This is a genomic window from Citrobacter sp. EC_71 (assembly GCF_019584005.1).
Taxonomy (GTDB): domain Bacteria; phylum Pseudomonadota; class Gammaproteobacteria; order Enterobacterales; family Enterobacteriaceae; genus Citrobacter; species Citrobacter werkmanii.
The window spans coordinates 55072-78267 of the sequence record NZ_VDAY01000014.1 but is presented as its reverse complement, the minus strand read 5'-3'; the positions used below and the strand labels follow the sequence as shown (position 1 = coordinate 78267).

29 protein-coding genes are annotated in these 23196 nt (G+C 52.4%); 14 read left to right on the top strand and 15 right to left on the bottom strand.

Annotation, left to right across the window (positions count from 1 at the left end):
* Nucleotides 1-19: 19 nt before the first annotated feature.
* The 11 genes from npr to FHD02_RS15980 form a co-directional block, all read right to left on the bottom strand.
* Nucleotides 20-292 (bottom strand): PTS phosphocarrier protein NPr, encoded by a 273-nt coding sequence (gene npr / locus FHD02_RS16030; RefSeq protein ID WP_003828770.1) that lies wholly within the window; start codon nt 290-292, stop codon nt 20-22.
* Nucleotides 289-1143: an RNase adapter RapZ gene (gene rapZ / locus FHD02_RS16025; RefSeq protein WP_003025085.1), complete on the bottom strand. Its 855-nt coding sequence runs from the start codon at nt 1141-1143 to the stop codon at nt 289-291. The genes npr and rapZ overlap by 4 nt, the downstream gene beginning before the upstream one ends.
* A 45-nt stretch (nt 1144-1188) precedes the next feature.
* Entirely contained in the window at nt 1189-1680 is a 492-nt protein-coding gene (ptsN, locus tag FHD02_RS16020; protein ID WP_042311297.1) for a PTS IIA-like nitrogen regulatory protein PtsN, read from the bottom strand.
* An 83-nt stretch (nt 1681-1763) separates the two neighbouring features.
* Complete coding sequence (gene hpf, locus FHD02_RS16015) at nt 1764-2051, bottom strand: ribosome hibernation promoting factor (protein WP_038634275.1); 288 nt, start codon at nt 2049-2051, stop codon at nt 1764-1766.
* Between the two features lie 22 nt (nt 2052-2073).
* Nucleotides 2074-3507 carry an RNA polymerase factor sigma-54 gene (gene rpoN, locus FHD02_RS16010; protein WP_220394089.1) on the bottom strand — a complete coding sequence of 478 codons (1434 nt, stop codon included), beginning with the start codon at nt 3505-3507 and terminating at the stop codon, nt 2074-2076.
* 46 nt (nt 3508-3553) lie between these two features.
* Entirely contained in the window at nt 3554-4279 is a 726-nt protein-coding gene (gene lptB / locus FHD02_RS16005) for an LPS export ABC transporter ATP-binding protein (RefSeq protein ID WP_003025073.1), read from the bottom strand.
* 6 nt (nt 4280-4285) lie between these two features.
* Complete coding sequence (gene lptA / locus FHD02_RS16000; RefSeq protein ID WP_042311295.1) at nt 4286-4834, bottom strand: lipopolysaccharide ABC transporter substrate-binding protein LptA; 549 nt, start codon at nt 4832-4834, stop codon at nt 4286-4288.
* Nucleotides 4803-5378: an LPS export ABC transporter periplasmic protein LptC gene (lptC, locus tag FHD02_RS15995; RefSeq protein ID WP_061382523.1), complete on the bottom strand. Its 576-nt coding sequence runs from the start codon at nt 5376-5378 to the stop codon at nt 4803-4805. Before lptC ends, lptA begins: the two co-directional genes overlap by 32 nt.
* Entirely contained in the window at nt 5375-5941 is a 567-nt protein-coding gene (gene kdsC / locus FHD02_RS15990) for a 3-deoxy-manno-octulosonate-8-phosphatase KdsC (RefSeq protein WP_137360133.1), read from the bottom strand. Before kdsC ends, lptC begins: the two co-directional genes overlap by 4 nt.
* Before the next feature lie 20 nt (nt 5942-5961).
* Nucleotides 5962-6948 (bottom strand): arabinose-5-phosphate isomerase KdsD, encoded by a 987-nt coding sequence (gene kdsD / locus FHD02_RS15985; protein ID WP_038634261.1) that lies wholly within the window; start codon nt 6946-6948, stop codon nt 5962-5964.
* A 13-nt stretch (nt 6949-6961) separates the two neighbouring features.
* Nucleotides 6962-7939: a calcium/sodium antiporter gene (locus FHD02_RS15980; RefSeq protein ID WP_042311289.1), complete on the bottom strand. Its 978-nt coding sequence runs from the start codon at nt 7937-7939 to the stop codon at nt 6962-6964.
* 215 nt (nt 7940-8154) lie between these two features.
* On the opposite strand from FHD02_RS15980, the gene mlaF reads away from it, so the two are divergent.
* The 7 genes from mlaF (at nt 8155) to murA (ending at nt 13003) form a co-directional block, all read left to right on the top strand.
* Nucleotides 8155-8967 carry a phospholipid ABC transporter ATP-binding protein MlaF gene (gene mlaF, locus FHD02_RS15975; protein ID WP_003828749.1) on the top strand — a complete coding sequence of 271 codons (813 nt, stop codon included), beginning with the start codon at nt 8155-8157 and terminating at the stop codon, nt 8965-8967.
* Between the two features lie 7 nt (nt 8968-8974).
* Nucleotides 8975-9757, top strand: a complete 783-nt coding sequence (mlaE, locus tag FHD02_RS15970) for a lipid asymmetry maintenance ABC transporter permease subunit MlaE (protein ID WP_006687866.1) — start codon at nt 8975-8977, stop codon at nt 9755-9757.
* A gap of 4 nt (nt 9758-9761) precedes the next feature.
* Entirely contained in the window at nt 9762-10319 is a 558-nt protein-coding gene (mlaD, locus tag FHD02_RS15965; protein ID WP_047026392.1) for an outer membrane lipid asymmetry maintenance protein MlaD, read from the top strand.
* Nucleotides 10320-10337: 18 nt separating this feature from the next.
* On the top strand, nt 10338-10973 hold the full coding sequence (gene mlaC / locus FHD02_RS15960) for a phospholipid-binding protein MlaC (RefSeq protein WP_038634253.1): 636 nt from the start codon (nt 10338-10340) through the stop codon (nt 10971-10973).
* Complete coding sequence (gene mlaB / locus FHD02_RS15955; protein ID WP_042311286.1) at nt 10973-11266, top strand: lipid asymmetry maintenance protein MlaB; 294 nt, start codon at nt 10973-10975, stop codon at nt 11264-11266. The genes mlaC and mlaB overlap by 1 nt, the downstream gene beginning before the upstream one ends.
* Before the next feature lie 169 nt (nt 11267-11435).
* Nucleotides 11436-11690 carry a BolA family iron metabolism protein IbaG gene (gene ibaG / locus FHD02_RS15950; protein ID WP_032940719.1) on the top strand — a complete coding sequence of 85 codons (255 nt, stop codon included), beginning with the start codon at nt 11436-11438 and terminating at the stop codon, nt 11688-11690.
* Between the two features lie 53 nt (nt 11691-11743).
* Nucleotides 11744-13003, top strand: a complete 1260-nt coding sequence (gene murA / locus FHD02_RS15945) for a UDP-N-acetylglucosamine 1-carboxyvinyltransferase (protein WP_006687871.1) — start codon at nt 11744-11746, stop codon at nt 13001-13003.
* 56 nt (nt 13004-13059) lie between these two features.
* Here murA and sfsB read toward each other — a convergent pair whose 3' ends face one another.
* Together sfsB and ispB are read right to left on the bottom strand one after the other, a co-directional pair.
* On the bottom strand, nt 13060-13344 hold the full coding sequence (gene sfsB / locus FHD02_RS15940) for a DNA-binding transcriptional regulator SfsB (RefSeq protein ID WP_137360131.1): 285 nt from the start codon (nt 13342-13344) through the stop codon (nt 13060-13062).
* 224 nt (nt 13345-13568) lie between these two features.
* Nucleotides 13569-14540 carry an octaprenyl diphosphate synthase gene (ispB, locus tag FHD02_RS15935; protein ID WP_003025033.1) on the bottom strand — a complete coding sequence of 324 codons (972 nt, stop codon included), beginning with the start codon at nt 14538-14540 and terminating at the stop codon, nt 13569-13571.
* 258 nt (nt 14541-14798) lie between these two features.
* Between ispB and rplU the strand changes: the two genes are divergently transcribed.
* The 4 genes from rplU (at nt 14799) to cgtA (ending at nt 17668) form a co-directional block, all read left to right on the top strand.
* On the top strand, nt 14799-15110 hold the full coding sequence (gene rplU / locus FHD02_RS15930; protein WP_003025032.1) for a 50S ribosomal protein L21: 312 nt from the start codon (nt 14799-14801) through the stop codon (nt 15108-15110).
* Between the two features lie 19 nt (nt 15111-15129).
* On the top strand, nt 15130-15387 hold the full coding sequence (gene rpmA, locus FHD02_RS15925; protein WP_003025030.1) for a 50S ribosomal protein L27: 258 nt from the start codon (nt 15130-15132) through the stop codon (nt 15385-15387).
* 127 nt (nt 15388-15514) lie between these two features.
* Nucleotides 15515-16480, top strand: a complete 966-nt coding sequence (locus FHD02_RS15920; protein WP_220394083.1) for a DMT family transporter — start codon at nt 15515-15517, stop codon at nt 16478-16480.
* A 15-nt stretch (nt 16481-16495) separates the two neighbouring features.
* Nucleotides 16496-17668, top strand: a complete 1173-nt coding sequence (cgtA, locus tag FHD02_RS15915; protein WP_047026386.1) for an Obg family GTPase CgtA — start codon at nt 16496-16498, stop codon at nt 17666-17668.
* Between the two features lie 74 nt (nt 17669-17742).
* On the opposite strand, the gene dacB is transcribed toward cgtA, so the two are convergent.
* A complete protein-coding gene (gene dacB / locus FHD02_RS15910; RefSeq protein ID WP_137371268.1) occupies nt 17743-19176 on the bottom strand; it encodes a serine-type D-Ala-D-Ala carboxypeptidase in 1434 nt (477 codons plus the stop codon).
* A gap of 248 nt (nt 19177-19424) precedes the next feature.
* On the opposite strand from dacB, the gene greA reads away from it, so the two are divergent.
* Nucleotides 19425-19901 (top strand): transcription elongation factor GreA, encoded by a 477-nt coding sequence (gene greA / locus FHD02_RS15905; protein WP_003025019.1) that lies wholly within the window; start codon nt 19425-19427, stop codon nt 19899-19901.
* Nucleotides 19902-20054: 153 nt separating this feature from the next.
* Here the strand turns inward: greA and yhbY are convergent, their stop codons facing one another.
* A complete protein-coding gene (gene yhbY / locus FHD02_RS15900) occupies nt 20055-20348 on the bottom strand; it encodes a ribosome assembly RNA-binding protein YhbY (protein ID WP_003025016.1) in 294 nt (97 codons plus the stop codon).
* Nucleotides 20349-20473: 125 nt separating this feature from the next.
* On the opposite strand from yhbY, the gene rlmE reads away from it, so the two are divergent.
* A complete protein-coding gene (gene rlmE, locus FHD02_RS15895; protein WP_006687879.1) occupies nt 20474-21103 on the top strand; it encodes a 23S rRNA (uridine(2552)-2'-O)-methyltransferase RlmE in 630 nt (209 codons plus the stop codon).
* 99 nt (nt 21104-21202) lie between these two features.
* Nucleotides 21203-23137 (top strand): ATP-dependent zinc metalloprotease FtsH, encoded by a 1935-nt coding sequence (gene ftsH / locus FHD02_RS15890; RefSeq protein WP_003025013.1) that lies wholly within the window; start codon nt 21203-21205, stop codon nt 23135-23137.
* Nucleotides 23138-23196 lie beyond the last annotated feature (59 nt).

Below are 23196 nucleotides of genomic sequence, written 5' to 3'. Positions count from 1 at the left end.
CTACGTTCTGTGTACTCGATTAATCTTCATCAAACCCTGAATTAAACAGGGCAATCACTGCGGCCAGGGCTTCTACTTCCTGTGGTCCCGTGGCTTCGACTTCTATCTGACGCCCTTTGGCTGAATCCAGCATCAGCAGAGCGATAACGCTGTTGGCCTCGGCTTCCGTTCCTTCATCATTACGCAGTAAAACTTCTGCTTCGAAACCCTGCATCAATTCAAACAGTTTCATCGCTGGGCGGGCATGCATGCCCAGCTTATTGGTGATTTCAACGGTTTGCTTCACGGTCATGATTTACGTTTTTCCAGCGTACGATGGCGTGACTGCACGTTTTTACCGCGTGAGCGGAAGTAGTCTGCCAACTGCTCAGCAATATACACCGAACGGTGTTTCCCGCCGGTACAGCCGATGGCTACGGTAAGGTAGCTACGGTTGTTGGTCTCCAGCATGGGTAACCATAGCTCAAGATAGCTGCGAGTCTGGTAAATAAAATTGTGTACTTCTGTGTGCCTGTCGAGGAATGCGGCGACGGGGCGGTCAAGACCGGTCATTGGGCGCAGCTTTGGATCCCAGTGTGGGTTAGGCAGAAAGCGCACGTCAAAGACGTAATCCGCATCAATCGGGATACCGTGTTTGAAACCAAAGGATTCGAATACCATCGTCAATTCACGTTCGCGCTTACCCAGCAGTCGGGTACGTAACATTTCCGCTAGTTCGTGTACGGACATTTCGGAGGTATCAACGATCAGGTCAGCGCGAGAGCGCAGTGGCTCCAGCAAATCGCTTTCCTTATCGATAGCGCTTTCCAGAGACAAGTTCTTGCTGGAGAGCGGGTGTAAACGGCGCGTGTCACTGTAGCGACGAATCAGCGTGTTACGGTCTGCATCAAGGAACAGCAGCTGTGGTGAGAAACCCTCGGGCAGATTATTCATTGCCTGCTCAAAAATTTCCGGGGACTCAGGCATGTTGCGCACATCAATGCTGACGGCCGCAGAAATCTGGCGATCGGCCAGTGTACGAGCCAGATCGGGCAACAGCACTACGGGAAGGTTATCCACGCAGTAAAAACCCATATCTTCCAGCGCACGCAGGGCGACGGATTTGCCTGACCCTGAACGACCGCTGACGATCATCAGTACCATGTACTGTTTCTCCTCACAACGACAAAAAAGGATGCCATTGGGTTGTTATGCTTCATCCTGTCCACCTTCGGTGTCCGTGATGATTTGATACAACTCCTGGTCACTCTGTGCGGCGCGCAGGCGACGGCAGATGGTTTTATCTGCCAGACGTTTGGCGACCAGCGACAATGTATGCAAATGTGTCTTGGTTTGGTCTGCCGGGACCAGCAGGGCGAAAAGCAGATCGACGGGTTGATTATCAATGGCGTCGAAGGCGATGGGCGTTTCGAGTTGCACAAACACACCAACCGCGCGCATCGTGTCTTCTTCCAGCTTGCCATGCGGGATGGCAATACCGTTACCGATGCCGGTACTGCCCATTTTTTCACGCGTCAGAATGGCTTCAAATACCACCTGAGAGGGCAGGCTGAGCTGTTTTGCCGCCAGTTCACTGATGATTTCCAGTGCGCGTTTCTTGCTTTGGCAGTGAACGGCCGCACGCGTACATTCCTGGTTAAGAACATTGCTCAGTTGTAGAGTCGTATCGTTATTTATCATAATTTCACCTAAGCGCTAACCGTACAAATGGCCCGTTGTGCTGCACAACAGGCCGTCCTGCACCCGCTAACTGCCCGGACAAGTTAGTGCTGTTTCAGTTTATCTTTATGTTTTGTTAACTGCCGAGCCAGTTTATCAATTAAACCGTCAATGGCGGCGTACATATCCTGACCTTCCGCGCTGGCATGAATTTCGCCACCGTTTACATGCAGTGTTGCATCCGAGATATGTGTAACCTTCTCCACTTTCAACACAATATAGACCTGATTAATCCGGTCGAAATATTGTTCAAGCTTGGCGAACTTGGTATTAACAAACTCGCGCAGAGCTTCCGTGATTTCGACGTTGTTTCCAGTGATGTTGAGCTGCATAGTGTCTTCCTTATCGGTTGGGTCATACCAGCTGTTTGCGCTGGTTAGACGGCGGAATGGATAAAGACTCTCGGTACTTCGCAACGGTGCGGCGTGCCACCATGATACCCTGATCCGACAGCATAGAGGTTAACTTGCTGTCACTCAGCGGTTTCGCGGGGTTCTCCGCAGCAATTAATTTCTTCACCAGTGCGCGGATAGCTGTGGATGAGGCTTCGCCCCCGCCTTCAGTGTTAACGTGACTGGAAAAGAAATACTTCAGTTCAAATATGCCGCGCGGACTGTGCAGATACTTTTGCGTGGTCACTCGGGAAATGGTCGATTCGTGCATCTCGACGGCCTGGGCGATATCCGCCAGCACCATCGGTTTCATAAATTCTTCGCCTTGCTCAAAGAAGGCTTGCTGCTGTTCAACGATACAGCGACTGACGCGCAGCAGCGTATCATTGCGGCTTTCCAGACTCTTAATCAGCCACTTTGCATCCTGCAAATTACTACGAATAAACTGGCTGTCAGCATCGTTGCGCGCGCTATTGCACATCGCGGCGTAGTGCTGGTTAATCTGCAGGCGTGGAATGCTGTCGCCGTTGAGTTCGACCACCCAGCGTTCGTTATGCTTACGCACCAGCACATCCGGGATGACGTATTCCGGCTCGCCGGTTTGGATCGACTGTCCTGGGCGGGGATCGAGCGACTGGATGAGGTTGACGGCTTCTTTCAGCACGTCTTCTTTCAGTCGGGTTACGCGCATCAGCGAGCGAAAGTCATGGTTGGCTAACAAATCGAGGTGATCGCTGATGATCAGACGCGCTTCTTCCAGCCATGGCGTGGACTTATCAAATTGCGAAAGTTGGATCAGTAAGCAGTCACGCAGATCTTTGGCTGCCACGCCAACGGGATCAAAGCGCTGAACGCGTTTAAGCACGGCTTCGATTTCATCCATACCGACGTCATCATCGCCCATGCTTTCGAGAATATCGTCCAGGGTCACGGTGAGATAACCGGTTTCGTCAACCGCATCAACAATCGATGTCGCAATGGCGCGATCGGTATCCGAGAACGGGGTCAGCTCCACTTGCCACATCAGGTAATCCTGCAGCGATTGCGTGGTCTCACCCTGATAAACAGGCAGTTCGTCGTCAATGTAATCTCCGCTGGTGCCTGAAGGCGTACCAGCGGTGTAGATTTCATCCCAACTGGCGTCAAGCGGCAATTCCTCTGGCATCTCTTTTTGTTCGAGCGCATCTGCGGTATCGAGGGATTCGCTGTCCTGTTTTTCCTGGGTATCAATTTCGTCGTGAAGATCGGTTTGCTCGAGCAGTGGGTTACTTTCCAGCGCTTGCTGAAGTTCTTGCTGAAGTTCCAGCGTGGACAACTGCAACAGACGGATCGCCTGTTGTAGCTGAGGCGTCATCGCCAGTTGTTGGCTAAGCCTGAGTTGCAAACCTTGCTTCATGTTCAGAGTTGTTTTCTCCTGCGGTGACGTGAAGTCTTCTACCCTATCAGAGTCTGAAGTCTTCCCCAAGGTATACGCGCTTAACGTGCTCATCCTGCAGTATTTCTGTCGGCGTGCCGTGGGCGATCAGGTGTCCCTGGCTCACGATATAGGCGCGCTCACACACTGCCAGCGTTTCGCGGACGTTATGGTCGGTAATCAATACCCCAAGCCCGCTGTCGCGCAGGTGTTCGATGATCCGTTTGATATCGATAACGGAAATCGGGTCAACACCGGCAAACGGTTCATCAAGCAGGATAAATTTCGGATTCGCGGCCAGCGCGCGGGCGATTTCCACACGGCGTCGTTCACCACCGGAGAGCGATTGGCCCATGCTGTCACGCAGATGTTCGATATGGAATTCTTCCATCAGCTCATTGGCGCGATCTTCCCGCTGCTCACTGGTGAGATCGTCACGAATTTGCAGTACCGCCATCAGGTTATCAAACACGCTCAGGCGACGGAAAATCGACGCTTCCTGCGGCAGGTAGCCGATGCCGCGACGCGCGCGCGCATGCAGTGGCAGCAGACTAATATCTTCGTCATCAATGATAATGTTGCCCGCGTCGCGCGGGACAATGCCGACCACCATGTAAAAGGTCGTTGTCTTACCCGCACCGTTAGGACCGAGCAGACCGACGATCTCCCCGGAGTTGACGGTCAGACTGACATCTTCCACCACACGGCGGCCCTTATAGGCCTTTGCAAGGTTCTTTGCAGTTAATGTTGCCATAACGAATCAGTTACCTTTTTTCTCTGCCGGAGCCTTGTTTTTGTCCTGCAACTGCGACGGAACCAGAACGGTGGTGACGCGTTTGCCTTTATCGCTGAAGGCCTGCATTTTCTGCTCTTTTACCAGATAGGTGATCTTATCGCCTGTGATGTTGCTATCAAGCTGTTCCAGGTAAGCCTTACCGGTGAGAACGACGAAGTCTTTCGCCAGTTCATAGTGCATGTGTGAGGCGCGGCCTTTCACTGGCTTACCGTTGTCCTGCATCTGGTAAAACGTGGCTGGATCACCGTAACCATCAATCACTTCTTTACCGTCTTCACCGCCCGGGCGGGTCACAACGACTTTATCGGCGTTAATTTTGATGGTGCCCTGGGTCACAATCACGTTGCCAGTAAACGTCACCACGTTGCCCTGCATATCCAGGGACTGCTGGTCCGACTCAATGTGAATCGGCTGCTCGGTATCACCGGTGACGGCAAATGCCGGAATGCTGGCGGCCAGAAGTGAGCTGGCAAGCACAAGATTAAGGCTGAGTTTGTTTGTTTTGGATTTCATATGAGGTTCTAACCTTTTCAATCAGCTCGGCGTTCTTGTTGCGTAAGTTGCCGCGCATCTTCAGTCCGCTGGAGTTAAATGTTGTGCCATATAACGTGACAAGATCATCAGAAGTGACGTCTTGAGTCACCAGGTTAACCTGTGCGTTATCGGTCGTAATTCTGCGTAGTTGAGAGTCAGGCACCAGGGCGTTAACTTCAACATGGCCGTACAGATACAGCATCCGATCGTTGGTCAATTTGGCTTTATCGGCCTTGATTGACCAGGTCGGTACTTTATCCTTATCAAACGTGGTTAATACCGGTTGAGTAAACCACGAAACCGCTTGTTCTGAATAATATTCAACGTGTTGGGCGATCAAGTGATAGCTCAGCGCGCCTTCCGGACTATACACGACGGTATCGGTATGTTCGCTTTTATAGGTTGGCTCGTTGTTATTGACGGCGACCTGAGTGGCCTCGTCTTTGTCTGCCAGGTTAATACCAATCATCACAAGGACAGCCAGCGACAGTAGAATGATAACCCAACGTCTGGTTTTGCTCATATCGATTGCCCTTTGGCCTCGTCCAGTTTGCCCTGCGCCAGGAGTAATAAATCGCAGACTTCACGTACAGCGCCGCGTCCACCGTCGATACGGGTGACGTAGTCGGCACGTGGAATCAGCAATGGATGGGCATCCGCCACCGCTACGCTTAATCCCACTTTTGCCATCACTGGCCAATCAATCAGGTCATCGCCAACATAGGCCACATTTTCCGGCGCGATCGCCAGTTTTCCAAGCAGATCGTCAAAGGCGATCAGTTTGTCTGACTGCCCCTGATACAGATGCGTGATCCCCAATGTGGCACAGCGATCTTCTACAAGTTTAGCCTTTCGTCCGGTAATAATAGCAACCTCAATACCGGAAGTGAGCGCACAGCGGATTCCGTAGCCATCGCGGACATTAAAAGCCTTCAGCTCTTCACCGTTGTTGCCCATATAAATCAGACCATCAGACAGTACGCCATCCACATCCAGGATCAGCAAACGGATGTTCTCTGCCCGGGTGATAATGTCAGCGCTGACGGGTCCATAACAGGTCGCAAGCGACGCACCTGCTTTACTCATTTTCTTTATCCTTGAGTTTCTTACACTACACCTGCACGCAGCAGATCATGCATATGTAACACACCGAGTAACTGGTCGCCATCAGCAACCATTACCGAAGTGATATGGCGGGACTGCATTAAGTTCAGAGCATCAACGGCAAGAATGCCCGGACGCACGCGAATGCCTCCAGGGGTCATCACATCGGCAATGCCTAACTGGCGTACATCTACACCCATATCAAAGACGCGACGTAAATCGCCATCGGTGAAAATACCGTCAATCTTCATTGCATCATCGCAAATGACGGTCATGCCGAGATTTTTACGTGTGATCTCAAGTAAGGCGTCACGCAGGCTGGCGCTTTTATTCACATGCGGGATTTCATCGCCCGTATGCATAATATCGTTAACTCGCAGCAAAAGCTTACGGCCCAGTGCGCCACCTGGATGCGATAACGCAAAATCTTCCGCGGTGAAGCCACGCGCTTTTAATAACGCCACGGCAAGAGCATCACCCATCACCAGCGTTGCAGTGGTGCTACTGGTCGGCGCCAGGCCTAATGGGCAAGCTTCCTTGGGCACTTTAACACACAGATGCACATCTGCCGCACGCGCCATGCTGCTTTCCGGACGGCCAGTCATGCAAATAAGCGGGACATGAAGACGTTTTAATACCGGGATTAACGCCGCTATCTCATTGGATTCACCGGAGTTTGAGATGGCAATAACCACATCCTGCGGCGAGACCATACCCAGATCGCCATGCGCGGCTTCGCCAGGATGTACGAAAAATGAGGGGGTGCCGGTGCTGGCAAATGTGGCCGCCATCTTCCGTCCGATATGTCCGGATTTCCCCATCCCCATCACCACCACTTTTCCCGGGCAGCTGAATATTTTTTCACAAGCGAGGGTAAAGTTTTGATTAATGTACTGATCAAGCTCCGCCAGGCCTTCACGTTCAATTGCCAGGACTTCCTTGCCTGCTTGCTGAAAGTCAAAACCCGGTTGCAACTCTAAGTGCGACATAATGCGTTTCCAGTTATCCAACGAGAAGTGGCGATAACCAATACAGCATCGCCAGCCATATGATAAAACCGCCGGTCAGCAGCGCACCCGCGCCGCGACCAATCTGGCGCGGACGTCGCCAGCAGAGTAGTGCAAAAATTACGCTCACCAGCAGCATGACGCTATAGTCACGGATGAAGGCCATCGGGTTGACTTCACCCGGCGTAATCAGCGCCGGCAGTCCGAGGACGATAACAATATTAAAAATGTTCGCGCCGATGATGTTGCCAACGGCGATGTCGTTTTCGCCTTTACGCAGACCCGCAATGGCCGTTGCCAGCTCTGGCAGGCTGGTACCAATAGCGACTACCGTCAGCCCGATGGTGAGTTCGCTCATGGCGAAATAGTTCGCCAGTACAGTGGCATTGTCCACCACCATCCGTGTTGCCATTGGCATAATAATCAGCGCAATGCCCAGCCACAAAAACGCGACCGGTAATCCGCCTTCGCGCGGAAGCTCCGCTATCTGCTCCCGGGTCAGCGTGTCATTGCCTTGTCGCTCAGCCAGACGGGCGATTTTAACAATGAATAGCAGCCATAGCACGGCCAGAAGCAGGAGAAAGAAACCGTCACTACGACTCAACTGGCCGTCATACAGGACGGATGCGGCTAAAAGACTTACCAGCAACATTAGCGGTAATTCACGACGCAGAACATCAGAATGCACGGTAAAAGGATGAATCAGCGCCGACAGACCTAAAATAAGCAGAATGTTGGTAATGTTAGAGCCGATAGCGGTACCGACGGCCAGATCGAGTTGCCCATTTATTGATGCAGCCACAGAGACAATGATCTCGGGTAACGACGTCCCTACGCTGACGACGGTCATCCCAATAATAATGGGGGGGATACCGAAATTTCGACATAAAATGGATGCGGCAAATACCAGACGGTCGGCACCGTAGACCACCAGAAGTAAACCAATTATTAACAGCGCCGTCGCTAAAAGCATCTAAAGTCCTTTCTTCAGGTATACTCGCCGGTCCACTTGAAGGATCTTCTGGAAGCCGTAACGAAGTCTTAATTTTGACTTTATGCGGCTAAAAAGTAAAACAAATGCCAGCTTTCGCTAACCAGGACAGGCAATAATCTGTAAATATGTTGGGTTCAGGGCTAAATTGAGCGCCAAACTCTTCGATCAACGAGGCAATAGTAAAGGATGAATCAATGGGGCAGTCTGTGGCGAATCTAGTCGATATGCGCGATGTCAGCTTTTCCCGAGGCGACCGCTGCATCTTTGATAATATTTCCCTGACGGTACCGCGCGGTAAGGTGACGGCGATCATGGGGCCATCAGGCATCGGCAAAACGACGCTATTGCGTCTGATTGGCGGACAGATCCCTCCGGATAAGGGCGAGATCCTGTTTGACGGCGAAAACGTTCCGGCTATGTCCCGTTCGCGTTTATTTACCGTACGTAAGCGCATGAGCATGCTGTTTCAGTCTGGTGCGCTGTTTACCGACATGAACGTGTTTGACAACGTCGCGTATCCGCTACGCGAGCATACAACGTTGCCGGCGCCATTGCTGAAGAGCACGGTGATGATGAAGCTTGAGGCCGTTGGTCTGCGGGGCGCGGCAAAATTAATGCCTTCTGAATTATCCGGTGGGATGGCACGGCGTGCCGCGTTAGCACGCGCCATCGCGCTGGAGCCTGACCTGATTATGTTTGACGAACCGTTCGTCGGCCAGGACCCCATTACCATGGGCGTGCTGGTGAAACTGATTTCGGAACTGAACAGTGCGCTGGGCGTCACCTGTGTGGTGGTGTCCCATGATGTGCCTGAGGTGCTGAGTATTGCAGATTACGCCTATATTATGGCGGACAAAAAAATAGTGGCCTACGGTAGTGCTCAGGCTCTGCAAGAAAATGCCGACCCGCGCGTACGTCAGTTCCTTGACGGTATTGCTGATGGGCCGGTTCCGTTCCGTTACCCGGCGGGCGACTACCACATCGATTTACTCAAAACAGGGAGTTAAGCCACCCATGTTGTTAAATGCGCTGGCATCACTCGGACATCGAGGGATTAAAACCCTCAGGACGTTCGGGCGAGCCGGATTAATGTTGTTCAATGCGCTTGTCGGCAAGCCGGAGTTTCGCAAACATGCGCCGCTGCTGATACGCCAGCTCTATAATGTCGGTGTCTTATCGATGCTGATCATTATTGTTTCTGGTGTGTTCATCGGTATGGTGCTGGGGCTGCAGGGATACCTGGTTCTGACAACCTACAGCGCGGAAACCAGCCTTGGCATGCTGGTGGCGCTGTCATTGTTACGTGAGCTGGGGCCGGTTGTTGCGGCGCTACTGTTTGCCGGGCGCGCCGGATCGGCCTTAACCGCAGAGATTGGCCTGATGCGGGCGACCGAGCAGCTCTCCAGTCTGGAAATGATGGCCGTCGATCCACTGCGTCGGGTGATCTCTCCGCGGTTTTGGGCTGGTGTCATTTCATTGCCGCTGTTGACGATTATTTTTGTCGCGGTGGGGATCTGGGGTGGTTCGCTGGTTGGCGTTAGCTGGAAAGGTATTGATGCAGGCTTTTTCTGGTCGGCGATGCAAAATGCCGTCGACTGGCGTCTGGACCTGGTCAACTGTCTGATTAAAAGCGTGGTGTTCGCCATTACGGTCACCTGGATTGCATTGTTCAATGGTTATGATGCGATCCCGACCTCTGCCGGCATTAGCCGGGCAACGACACGCACCGTTGTGCACGCCTCTCTCGCCGTTCTGGGGCTGGATTTTGTGCTCACCGCACTGATGTTTGGGAATTGAGTTCATGCAAACGAAAAAAAATGAAATTTGGGTCGGGTTATTCTTGCTGGTTGCGCTGCTGGCTGCGCTGTTTGTCTGCCTGAAAGCAGCGAATGTTACCTCAATGCGTACTGAGCCGACTTACACGATTTATGCGACCTTTGATAATATCGGCGGCCTGAAAGAACGCTCTCCTGTGCGGATTGGCGGGGTGGTGGTTGGACGTGTATCGGATATCTCGTTAGATCCGAAAACGTATCTGCCGCGCGTGACGCTGGAAATCGAATCGCGTTTTAACCATATTCCAGACACCAGCTCACTGAGCATCCGTACTTCCGGCCTGCTGGGCGAGCAGTATCTGGCGTTGAACGTCGGTTTTGAAGATCCTGAGCTGGGAACGTCTATCCTCAAAGATGGCGGTACGATTCAGGACACGAAATCCGCGATGGTGCTGGAAGACATGATTGGTCAGTTCCTTTACAACAGCAACAGTAAAGGTGATGACAATAAGAATTCTGGCGATGCGCCAGCCGCAACTGAAGGCAATAATGAAGCCACTACGCCTGCGGGCGCAACGAAATAATCTCAGGAGAATCGACGTATGTTTAAACGATTGATGATGGTGGCAATGCTGATCATTGCCCCCCTTAGCGCGGCAACCGCAGCGGATCAGACTAACCCGTACAAATTGATGAATGAGGCGGCGCAGAAGACCTTTGACCGCCTAAAAAACGAGCAACCTAAAATCCGCGCAAACCCGGATTACCTGCGCGATGTTGTCGATCAGGAATTGTTGCCATACGTACAGGTTAAATACGCCGGTGCGCTGGTCCTGGGCCGCTACTACAAAGAAGCGACCCCGGCACAGCGTGACGCCTATTTCGCCGCCTTTCGTGAATACCTGAAGCAGGCTTACGGTCAGGCGCTGGCAATGTACCACGGTCAGACCTACCAGATTGCCCCTGAGCAGCCGCTGGGTGATGCGACCATCGTGCCTATCCGCGTGACTATTATCGATCCGAATGGCCGTCCTCCGGTTCGTCTGGATTTCCAGTGGCGTAAAAACTCGCAAACCGGTAACTGGCAGGCGTATGACATGATCGCCGAAGGCGTAAGTATGATCACCACCAAACAGAATGAGTGGAGCGATCTGCTGCGTACCAAAGGTATCGATGGCCTGACGGCACAGCTGAAATCTATTTCTCAGCAGAAAATTACCCTGGAAGAGAAAAAATAATGACGCAGTCACTCACCTGGATGCGTGAAGCTGACAAGCTGGTGCTGGTGGGAGAGCTGGATCAGGACGTGTTAAATCCATTATGGGATGCACGAGTTGAGGCGATGCAAGGGGTAACTTGCATCGACCTGAACCAGGTTTCCCGGGTGGATACCGGTGGTCTGGCGTTACTGCTGCACTTGATCGATCAGGGCAAGCAGCAGGGGAACAGCGTTTCGCTCGCTGGCGTTAACGATAAAGTTTACACGCTGGCGCAGCTTTACAATCTGCCTGACGACGTCCTTCCGCGTTAATTTTTTCAGGCTGGATAAGGCCTTGTGCCTGCATTCAGCACCCCCATTACAGGGGATCTGCCACCAAAGCCTTGTCTGATTTATCAGCGAGGCTTTTTGCTTATTTATGACAGCGCCACTTTGCTCTAAGATGTTGGGCTGTTTTCACTATCTGACGAATGAAGAGCCCATGGAAAATAATGAAATTCAGAGCGTGCTGATGAATGCACTCTCCCTCCAGGAAGTCCACGTTTCTGGCGACGGCAGTCACTTTCAGGTTATTGCCGTGGGTGAGATGTTTGAAGGCATGAGCCGGGTCAAGAAGCAGCAATCAGTCTATGGCCCGTTGATGGAGTACATTGCGGACAACCGCATTCATGCTTTGTCGATTAAAGCGTTTACCCCAGCGGAATGGGCGCGTGATCGCAAACTTAACGGTTTTTGAGCTACGGGTGATGTGCCGGTAGCGAAGATAAATTCTTAACAGAGAACAGAATAATGGATAAATTTCGTGTTCAGGGGCCAACGAAGCTCCAGGGCGAAGTCACAATTTCAGGCGCTAAAAACGCCGCACTGCCGATCCTTTTTGCGGCGCTGCTGGCGGAAGAACCTGTAGAGATCCAAAACGTCCCGAAACTGAAGGACGTTGACACCTCCATGAAGCTACTGAGCCAGTTGGGGGCGAAAGTTGAGCGTAATGGTTCCGTGCACATTGATGCGCGTGACGTTAACGTCTTCTGTGCACCGTATGATCTGGTAAAAACCATGCGTGCGTCTATCTGGGCGCTCGGACCGTTGGTTGCTCGTTTTGGCCAGGGTCAGGTTTCACTGCCGGGTGGTTGCACCATCGGCGCGCGTCCGGTTGACCTGCACATTACCGGTCTGGAGCAGTTAGGCGCGACGATCAAGCTGGAAGAAGGCTATGTGAAGGCGTCCGTTGATGGTCGTCTGAAAGGCGCGCACATCGTCATGGATAAAGTGAGCGTCGGTGCGACGGTCACTATTATGTGTGCGGCAACACTTGCTGAAGGCACCACTATCATCGAAAACGCCGCGCGCGAGCCAGAGATCGTCGATACCGCGAACTTCCTGATTACGCTGGGCGCGAAGATCACGGGTCAGGGCACCGATCGTATTACCATCGAAGGCGTTGAACGTCTCGGCGGTGGTGTTTATCGCGTTCTGCCAGACCGTATTGAAACCGGTACTTTCCTGGTGGCGGCGGCGATTTCTCGCGGCAAAATTATCTGCCGCAATGCACAGCCGGACACGCTGGATGCCGTCCTGGCGAAGCTGCGTGATGCGGGTGCGGATATCGAAGTCGGCGACGACTGGATAAGCCTCGACATGCACGGCAAGCGTCCGAAGGCGGTCAATGTGCGCACTGCGCCGCACCCGGCGTTCCCGACCGATATGCAAGCCCAGTTCACGCTGCTGAACCTGGTGGCAGAAGGGACGGGCTTCATCACGGAAACCGTGTTTGAGAACCGCTTCATGCACGTGCCTGAGCTGAGCCGTATGGGCGCTCACGCGGAAATTGAAAGCAACACCGTGATTTGCCACGGCGTGGAAACGCTCTCTGGCGCACAGGTGATGGCGACCGATCTGCGTGCATCTGCAAGTTTAGTGCTGGCAGGTTGTATTGCTGAAGGTACAACAGTGGTCGACCGTATTTATCACATCGATCGCGGCTATGAGCGCATCGAAGATAAACTGCGCGCGCTGGGCGCAAACATTGAGCGCGTGAAAGGCGAGTAATCGTCAACGCCTCTTGTAACCCCCAGGTCTTTGGGCCGGGGGTTACTGCTTAATGTTCATTCAGGATTCTTTTTCCCTCTCGGTCCCCTCATCATCCGTGTTCTGTCGATGAATTCATGCGTTTTCGCATCGTGATAGCGTGACGGCCAAATCACCCAAGGGTCAGTTCCCAGCGCCCGGGCGATAATCAACTCACCTTTTGGCCATGGTCGTGTTAACGCATTTGCCAGCGTTGATGAACTCAATCCATTTTTACGTGACTCAGCGGCCATTGAGGTCCCTTTTTTGTGCAGCCCGGCGATGATGTCGGCCGGATGCCAGTCAATCAGCTTGCTTTCCATAAATTCATCTCTCCTTGGGTTAATGACTTACGGTTCCACGATCGGTTGTGGTGACACTATAACTCTCAAAGAACAAATGTTCTAAAATGTTCATGTAAAGTGTGTGTATATTCGGAATATACCAAGATTGTGCGTAACGCACTGGGAAGTGGAAAAGATTTATAGGAATTTATAAGAATATCCCGTGCGGGGCACGGGACGATGGGGGATTGAGGGCAGGGGAATTAGCGGTCGCGCTGTACGGCGATATGCGCCAGACCAATCAGCGCTTCTCTCCATGGCGTATCAGGCAACACCTGCAACGCGGCGATGGCTTTATCGGCCTCTTCTTCCGCCCGCTGTCGGGTCCACTCCAGTGAGCCACAGGCGTTCATCGCTTCCAGAACCGGCTCCAGAAGGTGACGACCGTTACCTTGCTCAATGGCCTGGCGGATCATCTGCGCTTGTTCTGGGGTGCCGTGGCGCATGGCATGCAGCAGCGGTAGCGTCGGTTTACCTTCGTTAAGGTCATCGCCGACGTTTTTACCCAGTTGCTCGCCATCTGCGCTGTAATCCAGTAAATCGTCAATTAACTGAAACGCAGTCCCGAGATAACGGCCATAATCCTGCAACCCTTTCTCTTGTTCTTCGCTGCAGCCAGCCAGAATACCTGAGCATTGGGCTGCGGCTTCAAACAAACGCGCCGTCTTGCTGTAGATGACGCGCATATAGTTTTCTTCGGTGATGTCCGGGTCGTTGACGTTCATCAACTGCAGAACTTCACCTTCTGCGATGACGTTGACCGCTTTCGACATAACTTCCAGTACTTTCAGCGAGCCGAGGCTGGTCATCATCTGAAATGCGCGGGTATAGATAAAATCGCCGACCAGCACGCTGGCCGCATTACCAAACGCCGCATTTGCTGTGGCTTTTCCGCGTCGCATATCAGACTCATCCACAACATCGTCATGCAGCAGGGTTGCGGTGTGGATAAACTCGATGAGAGCCGCAATCGTAACGTGCGCATTTTCCTGGTAACCAACGGCACGTGCTGCAAGTACTGCGATCATTGGGCGAATGCGTTTTCCGCCGCCGCTCACGATGTAGTACCCTAACTGATTGATCAATTGGACGTCGGAATTGAGCTGTTCAAGGATTGTCGCATTGACCCCCGCCATATCTTGCGCGGTTAACTCATTGATTTTTTCTAAATTCATCGCAAAAGCCGGGCTTCTCGCCCCGATTACCTCACTGTATGGCGAGGTAACGTCGGGTTCAGGGTTATAAATATATGCTGATTGTACTGAAAAAACGCCGTAGATAAACGTTACCGTACGTGTTGTGTTTTTTTTCTTCATGTATTGACGGTAGCACTTGTCAAAGGCTCGCGTTTTGCGTAATATTCGCGCCCTATTGTGAATATTTATAGCGCACTCTGAATCATCAAAAAGGTGTGCGCGGAAGCGGAGTTTTTTATGTACGCGGTTTTCCAAAGTGGTGGTAAACAACACCGAGTAAGCGAAGGTCAGACCGTTCGCCTGGAAAAGCTGGACATCGCAACTGGCGAATCTGTTGAATTCGCTGAAGTTCTGATGATCGCAAACGGTGAAGAAGTCAAAATCGGCGTTCCTTTCGTTGATGGCGGCGTTATCAAAGCTGAAGTTGTTGCTCACGGTCGTGGCGAGAAAGTTAAAATCGTTAAGTTTCGTCGTCGTAAACACTACCGTAAGCAGCAGGGCCATCGTCAGTGGTTCACTGATGTGAAAATCACTGGCATCAGCGCTTAAGTTAAGGGGAGCAGATTAAATGGCACATAAAAAGGCTGGCGGCTCGACTCGTAACGGTCGCGATTCAGAAGCTAAACGTCTGGGCGTAAAACGCTTCGGCGGTGAAACAGTTCTGGCTGGTAGCATCATCGTTCGTCAACGTGGTACTAAATTCCACGCTGGCTCCAACGTTGGTTGCGGCAAAGACCACACTTTGTTTGCTAAAGCAGACGGTAAAGTGAAATTTGAAGTGAAAGGCCCGAAAAACCGTAAATTCATCAGCATCGTTGCTGAATAAGTTTTTCGCGTCCCGGTAACGGATAAAAGCCCCGCAACACGTTGCGGGGCTTTTTACATTCGACGGCCGGTAAATATGCTCGTCGCGCCGTGATAAACCGGAAACGAGCCCTTGCAGGGAATACGGCATGAAGCAGCAGGCAGGCATTGGTATTCTGTTAGCACTCACGACTGCAATATGTTGGGGCGCTTTGCCAATAGCAATGAAGCAAGTGCTGGAGGTGATGGAGCCTCCTACCGTGGTGTTCTACCGTTTTTTAATGGCAAGTATTGGCCTTGGCGCTATCCTTGCGGTTAAAAAAAAGCTCCCCCCATTGCGCATTTTTCGCAAAGCGCGTTGGTTGGTGCTGTTGGCAATAGCCACCGGTGGGCTGTTCGGTAACTTCATTCTGTTTAGTTCATCTTTGCAATACTTGAGCCCAACGGCTTCGCAGGTTATCGGCCAACTGTCACCGGTTGGTATGATGATCGCCAGCGTCTTTATCCTGAAAGAAAAGATGCGCGGCACGCAGGTGATTGGCGCCATTATGCTTCTGAGCGGCCTGGTTCTGTTTTTTAATACCAGTCTGATCGAAATTTTTACCCGACTCACCGATTACACCTGGGGCGTTATCTTTGGTGTCGGTGCGGCGATGGTTTGGGTGAGCTATGGGGTCGCGCAAAAGGTGTTATTGCGTCGTCTGGCGTCACCGCAGATCCTGTTTTTACTGTACACTTTATGTACGATAGCGTTGTTGCCGCTGGCTAAGCCCGGCGTCATCACGCAGCTCAGCGACTGGCAGCTGGCCTGCCTGGTATTCTGTGGCCTGAATACGCTGGTGGGATACGGCGCTCTCGCGGAAGCGATGGCGCGTTGGCAGGCTGCACAGGTAAGCGCCATTATTACGCTTACCCCGCTGTTTACGTTGTTATTTTCAGATTTATTATCACTGGCCTGGCCCGATTTCTTCGCCAGACCGATGCTAAACCTTTTAGGTTATCTCGGTGCGTTTATCGTGGTTGCGGGCGCGATGTATTCCGCCATTGGTCATCGAATTTGGGGCGGTTTACGTAAGCATGAAACGGTGGTTTCGCAACTCCGCTCAGGCGAATGATTTACGGAGAGTAAAATGAAGTTTGTTGATGAAGCATCGATTCTGGTCGTTGCAGGTGATGGCGGTAATGGTTGCGTGAGCTTCCGCCGTGAAAAATATATTCCAAAAGGCGGCCCGGACGGCGGTGATGGCGGTGATGGCGGCGACGTATGGATGGAAGCCGACGAAAACCTGAACACGCTGATCGATTACCGTTTTGAAAAATCTTTCCGTGCGGAACGTGGTCAGAATGGCGCGAGCCGCGATTGCACAGGTAAACGCGGTAAAGACGTTACGATTAAAGTGCCTGTCGGTACGCGCGTTATCGATCAGGGCACCGGCGAAACCATGGGCGACATGACGAAACACGGTCAGCGTCTGATGGTCGCTAAAGGCGGCTGGCACGGCCTGGGTAACACCCGTTTCAAATCCTCGGTCAACCGTACTCCGCGTCAGAAAACGATGGGTACGCCGGGCGATAAGCGCGATCTGATGCTGGAGCTGATGCTGCTGGCGGATGTCGGTATGCTGGGCATGCCAAACGCCGGTAAATCGACGTTTATCCGTGCGGTATCCGCGGCGAAGCCGAAAGTTGCCGATTATCCGTTCACCACCCTGGTACCAAGCCTGGGCGTGGTGCGTATGGACAACGAAAAGAGTTTCGTCGTGGCTGACATTCCGGGGCTGATTGAAGGCGCGGCTGAAGGCGCGGGCCTCGGTATTCGCTTCCTGAAACACCTGGAACGTTGCCGCGTGCTGCTGCACCTCATCGATATCGATCCAATTGATGGCTCCGATCCGGTAGAAAACGCCCGTATCATTATTGGCGAACTGGAAAAATACAGTCAGGATCTGGCGTCTAAACCGCGCTGGTTAGTGTTCAACAAAATTGATTTGCTGGACAAGGCCGAAGCGGAAGAGAAAGCGAAAGCGATCGCTGAAGCACTGGGCTGGGAAGGTAAATATTACCTGATCTCCGCCGCCAGCCAGTTGGGCGTGAAGGATCTGTGCTGGGATGTGATGACCTTTATCATTGAGAACCCGATTGTTCAGGCTGAAGAAGCGAAACAGCCAGAGAAAGTTGAGTTCATGTGGGATGATTATCACCGCCAGCAGCTCGCTGAAGTCGAAGACGAAGCGGAAGATGACTGGGATGACGATTGGGACGAAGACGACGAAGAAGGCGTTGAGTTCATCTACAAACGTTAATCTCGTAACCGGATGGCGCTTACGCTTATCCGGCCTACAAAAGCCAACGGGCCGCATTTGCGGCCCGTTTTCTATCAGTTATTCTGATAAATATCCTTGTACAACCGGCTCTCAAAGCGAACCAGTGGAATACGACGATTACGCTGATCAGCCGGCTCTACCGCATAACCCGACAGATACTGCACAAATGCCATGCGCTGACCGCTTGCCGTGGTGATGAAGCCTGCGAGGTTGTAGACGCCCTGTAGCGAGCCTGTCTTCGCCGATACTTTGCCATCCACGCCAGCCTGATGCAGGCCCGCACGGTATTGCAGGGAGCCGTCATGGCCCGCCAGCGGCAGCATAGTAATAAAGTTCAGCTCGTTATCGTGCTGTGCGATGTATTGCAGCACCTGCATCATGGTCGCTGGGGCAATCAGGTTATGGCGGGAGAGGCCAGAACCGTCGGCGATAATGGTGTTGCCGATATCAACGCCCGCTTGCTGACGCAAAATCTGGCGTACGGCATCGGAACCTGCCCGCCAGGTGCCCGGGACGTTAAATCGTGCATGGCCAATCATGCGGAAAACGGTATCGGCGATCATGTTGTCTGATTTTTTCAGCATAATCTTAAGCAGGTCATGCAGCGGCGCTGACTGTTTGCTGGCAACCACGGTTCCCGGCTCGTTGACCTGCGTCTGGCGCAGCAGCGTGCCGCTGTAAGTGATACCCGCTTGTTTTAGCTCATCTTTGATAATCGCCCCAGCATAGCTGGCACCGTCCTGAATGGCGAACGCCAGCGGCAGCGGGTCGGCGCGTTGAGGTAGGCATCCGGTCAGCGTGAAGCGGTTGAGATCGCCTGGAACCACGTCCAGTTCACAATATTGCGCTTCGGCAGAGCCACGCGCGAGGGTTCGCACCTGGCTGAACATGGTGACCGGGTAGTAGGATGCCACGCGAATAAATGCCAGATCGTTCGGTTTTTGCGCGCTGTAGAGCGAAATCGAGAAACAGTTGCGATCGACAATGGCTGCGGCTGGCGGGGCGCTAAAACATTGCGTCATGTCGTTCCAGGGCCAACCGGGGGCTTTATCATGACTGGCGAAAATAGATGTGTCGATCAGAACATTTCCGGCAATTTGCGTCACACCCGATTTTTTCAGGGTCGTCACCATATTGCGAATATCCTGGCGTTTTAGCGTCGGATCGGCACCAAATCGCGCCACTAAGTCGCCTTTCAAGATGCCGCCTTCCACGTTGCCTTTCGTCTCAAGCGTGGTGGTAAAACGGAAGTCAGGCCCGAGCTGAATCAACGCCGCCAGCGCGGTGATCACTTTCTGGGTACTGGCGGGGAGCGCCATCTGCTGGCTATGAAAATTGATAGCGGGTGCAGGTGCGCCAACCTTCTGTACCATAAGGGCGAGGTTGGCCCCGGCAGGAAGCTGGTTGATGTATTCGTCGACATTCGCAGCCTGAACGCTGAACGCTATACTGGCAGTCAATCCAATGGTAAATCTGGGAAATCGCATAATCTCGCGCTAACAACCTGGAAACAGGCCGTCATACTACGGCGCAACGCCCCAAAAAGTAAACGATGACCCATAGGGAACTCCAGGGTAAAATGATCATCAAATAGAGAATTGTAGCTGACCTGGGACCTTGAGCCCCGGGTCGGTATTTTTTTGCTTCTGACTCTGGCATGGCGTATGCCAGGGTGGGCTTAGCAGCCGGGGTGAGAACCATCGCCCCCTACAGGAATGTTCAAGAGGTATAACAAATGCAAGCTATCCCGATGACCTTACGTGGTGCTGAAAAACTGCGCGAAGAGCTGGATTTTCTGAAATCTGTGCGCCGTCCTGAAATTATCGCCGCTATCGCGGAAGCGCGTGAACACGGTGACCTGAAAGAGAACGCGGAGTATCACGCGGCTCGCGAACAGCAGGGATTCTGCGAAGGACGCATTAAAGATATCGAAGCTAAACTGTCCAATGCGCAGGTGATTGACGTCACAAAAATGCCGAACAATGGTCGTGTTGTTTTCGGCGCGACGGTTACCGTTCTGAATCTCGATAATGACGAAGAGCAGACCTGGCGTATTGTCGGCGATGATGAAGCTGATTTTAAACAGAACCTGATTTCAGTGAACTCGCCTATTGCTCGTGGCCTGATTGGCAAAGAGCAGGATGACGTCGTCGTTATCAAAACGCCGGGCGGTGAAGTTGAATATGAAGTAACGAAGGTCGAATACCTGTAATTCGCATCTTGGTTAAGATGTTGATACATTGTAAAGAAAGGAAAAAGGCCGCATAGCGGCCTTTTATCAACGAAGAGAGCGTGGCATTTTGCTCTCCTGCTAGCGGAAACCCCCGCGTTTTACACAAACTTCGTGTGCGACTTTGGGATATTCTTAGCGTGGCAGCGAGATTTTACGTTCTTTAGTCGGGCGATACAGTACCAGCGTTTTGCCGATGACCTGTACATTGCAGGCGCCGGTTTCGCGTACGATAGCTTCCACGATCAAGGTTTTGGTATCGCGATCTTCCGAGGCGATTTTCACCTTGATAAGTTCATGGTGCTCTAGCGCTTGTTCAATCTCGGCCAGTACCCCTTCGGTCAAACCATTATTGCCAAGCATAACTACCGGCTTGAGCGGATGTGCCAGACCTTTCAGGTGCTGTTTTTGTTTAGTACTCAGATTCATCGTATATTTTTGCTTACGTTGGGATTGAAAACGGGTCATTCTACCGCCATCTCCCATATATCACCAAATAGCTGTGTAGAAATTTACACCATTGGTTACGATGAACTGCCCTTTGGGAATGTGAAATGACAGGTAAAAAGCGTTCTGCCAGCTCGAGTCGCTGGCTTCAGGAACACTTTAGCGATAAATATGTTCAACAGGCGCAGAAAAAGGGGTTACGTTCCCGTGCCTGGTTTAAACTTGATGAAATACAGCAAAGTGACAAAATTTTTAAACCGGGGATGACGATTGTTGATCTCGGCGCTGCACCGGGTGGCTGGTCGCAATATGCGGTTACGCAGATCGGCAACAGCGGCCGCATTATCGCTTGCGATCTTTTACCTATGGATCCAATCGTTGGTGTGGACTTCCTTCAGGGCGACTTTCGTGATGAATTAGTCCTGCAAGCGTTACTTGAACGCGTAGGTGACAGTAAAGTACAAGTTGTCATGTCTGATATGGCGCCAAATATGTGTGGAACACCGGCGGTGGATATTCCCCGGGCCATGTATCTGGTAGAGCTGGCGCTTGGAATGGCTCGAGATGTTTTAGCGCCAGGTGGTAGTTTTGTAGTGAAGGTGTTCCAGGGCGAAGGCTTCGATGAGTATCTAAGAGAGATTCGCTCCCTGTTTACGAAGGTCAAAGTTCGTAAGCCGGACTCTTCTCGCGCCCGTTCGCGTGAAGTGTATATTGTAGCGACCGGGCGTAAACCATAACCGGTAGATTTCAAACGAAAGTTTGAAAGAAACTGGATATAGAGTATCCTGACGCTGTTTTTAACACAGTTGTAATATGAGGTTAATCCCTTGAGTGACATGGCGAAAAACCTAATTCTCTGGCTGGTCATTGCCGTTGTGCTGATGTCAGTATTCCAGAGCTTTGGGCCCAGCGAGTCTAATGGCCGTAAGGTTGATTACTCTACCTTCCTGCAAGAGGTCAATCAGGACCAGGTTCGTGAAGCGAAGATCAACGGACGTGAGATTAACGTTACCAAGAAAGATAGTAACCGTTACACGACCTACATTCCGGTTAACGATCCGAAGCTGCTTGATAACCTGCTGACCAAAAACGTCAAGGTTGTCGGTGAACCGCCTGAAGAGCCGAGCCTGCTGGCTTCTATCTTCATTTCCTGGTTCCCAATGCTGCTGCTGATTGGTGTCTGGATCTTCTTCATGCGTCAAATGCAGGGCGGTGGTGGCAAAGGCGCCATGTCGTTCGGTAAGAGCAAAGCGCGCATGCTGACGGAAGATCAGATCAAAACCACGTTTGCTGACGTTGCAGGTTGTGACGAAGCGAAGGAAGAGGTTGCTGAGCTGGTTGAATACCTGCGCGAACCGAGCCGTTTCCAGAAGTTGGGCGGTAAAATCCCGAAAGGCGTCCTGATGGTCGGTCCTCCGGGTACCGGTAAAACCTTGTTGGCGAAAGCTATCGCCGGTGAAGCGAAGGTTCCATTCTTTACAATTTCCGGTTCTGATTTTGTGGAAATGTTCGTGGGTGTTGGTGCATCTCGTGTGCGTGACATGTTCGAACAGGCCAAGAAAGCGGCACCGTGCATCATCTTCATCGATGAAATCGACGCCGTAGGCCGCCAGCGTGGTGCTGGCCTGGGCGGTGGTCACGATGAACGTGAGCAGACGCTGAACCAGATGCTGGTTGAGATGGACGGCTTCGAAGGTAACGAAGGTATTATCGTTATCGCGGCAACTAACCGTCCGGACGTTCTTGACCCTGCGCTGCTGCGTCCAGGCCGCTTCGACCGTCAGGTTGTGGTTGGTCTGCCAGACGTTCGTGGTCGTGAACAGATCCTGAAAGTGCATATGCGTCGCGTACCGCTGTCTCCGGATATCGATGCGGCAATCATTGCCCGTGGTACCCCTGGCTTCTCCGGTGCGGACCTCGCGAACCTGGTGAACGAAGCGGCGCTGTTTGCTGCTCGTGGCAACAAGCGCGTGGTGTCGATGGTTGAGTTCGAAAAAGCGAAAGACAAAATCATGATGGGTGCGGAACGTCGCTCCATGGTGATGACGGAAGCGCAGAAAGAATCTACCGCGTATCACGAAGCAGGCCACGCGATTATCGGTCGCCTGGTGCCGGAACACGATCCGGTACACAAAGTAACGATTATCCCACGCGGTCGTGCGCTGGGTGTGACCTTCTTCCTGCCTGAAGGCGACGCAATCAGCGCCAGCCGTCAGAAGCTGGAAAGCCAGATCTCCACGCTGTATGGCGGTCGTCTGGCGGAAGAGATCATCTACGGTGCTGAACATGTTTCTACCGGTGCGTCGAACGACATCAAAGTCGCGACTAACCTGGCGCGTAACATGGTGACCCAGTGGGGCTTCTCCGACAAACTCGGTCCGCTGCTGTACGCTGAAGAAGAAGGCGAAGTGTTCCTGGGACGTTCTGTAGCGAAAGCTAAACATATGTCCGATGAAACGGCTCGCATCATCGATCAGGAAGTTAAGCTGTTGATTGAGCGTAACTATGACCGTGCGCGTCGTCTGCTGAACGAAAACATGGACATTCTGCACTCGATGAAAGATGCGCTCATGAAATATGAGACCATCGATGCGCCGCAGATTGATGATCTGATGGCTCGCCGCGACGTGCGTCCGCCAGCGGGTTGGGAAGAACCGGGTTCTTCTAACAACAACTCTGGCAGCACCGGCAAGCCGAGCGCGCCGCGTCCGGTTGATGAACCGCGTGCGCCGGACTCTGGCACCATGTCAGAGCAACTGGGCGACAAATAAGTTATCGTTGATGATGACCGTGTTTTAATTGAAAACCCTGGGGCTTGCTCCGGGGTTTT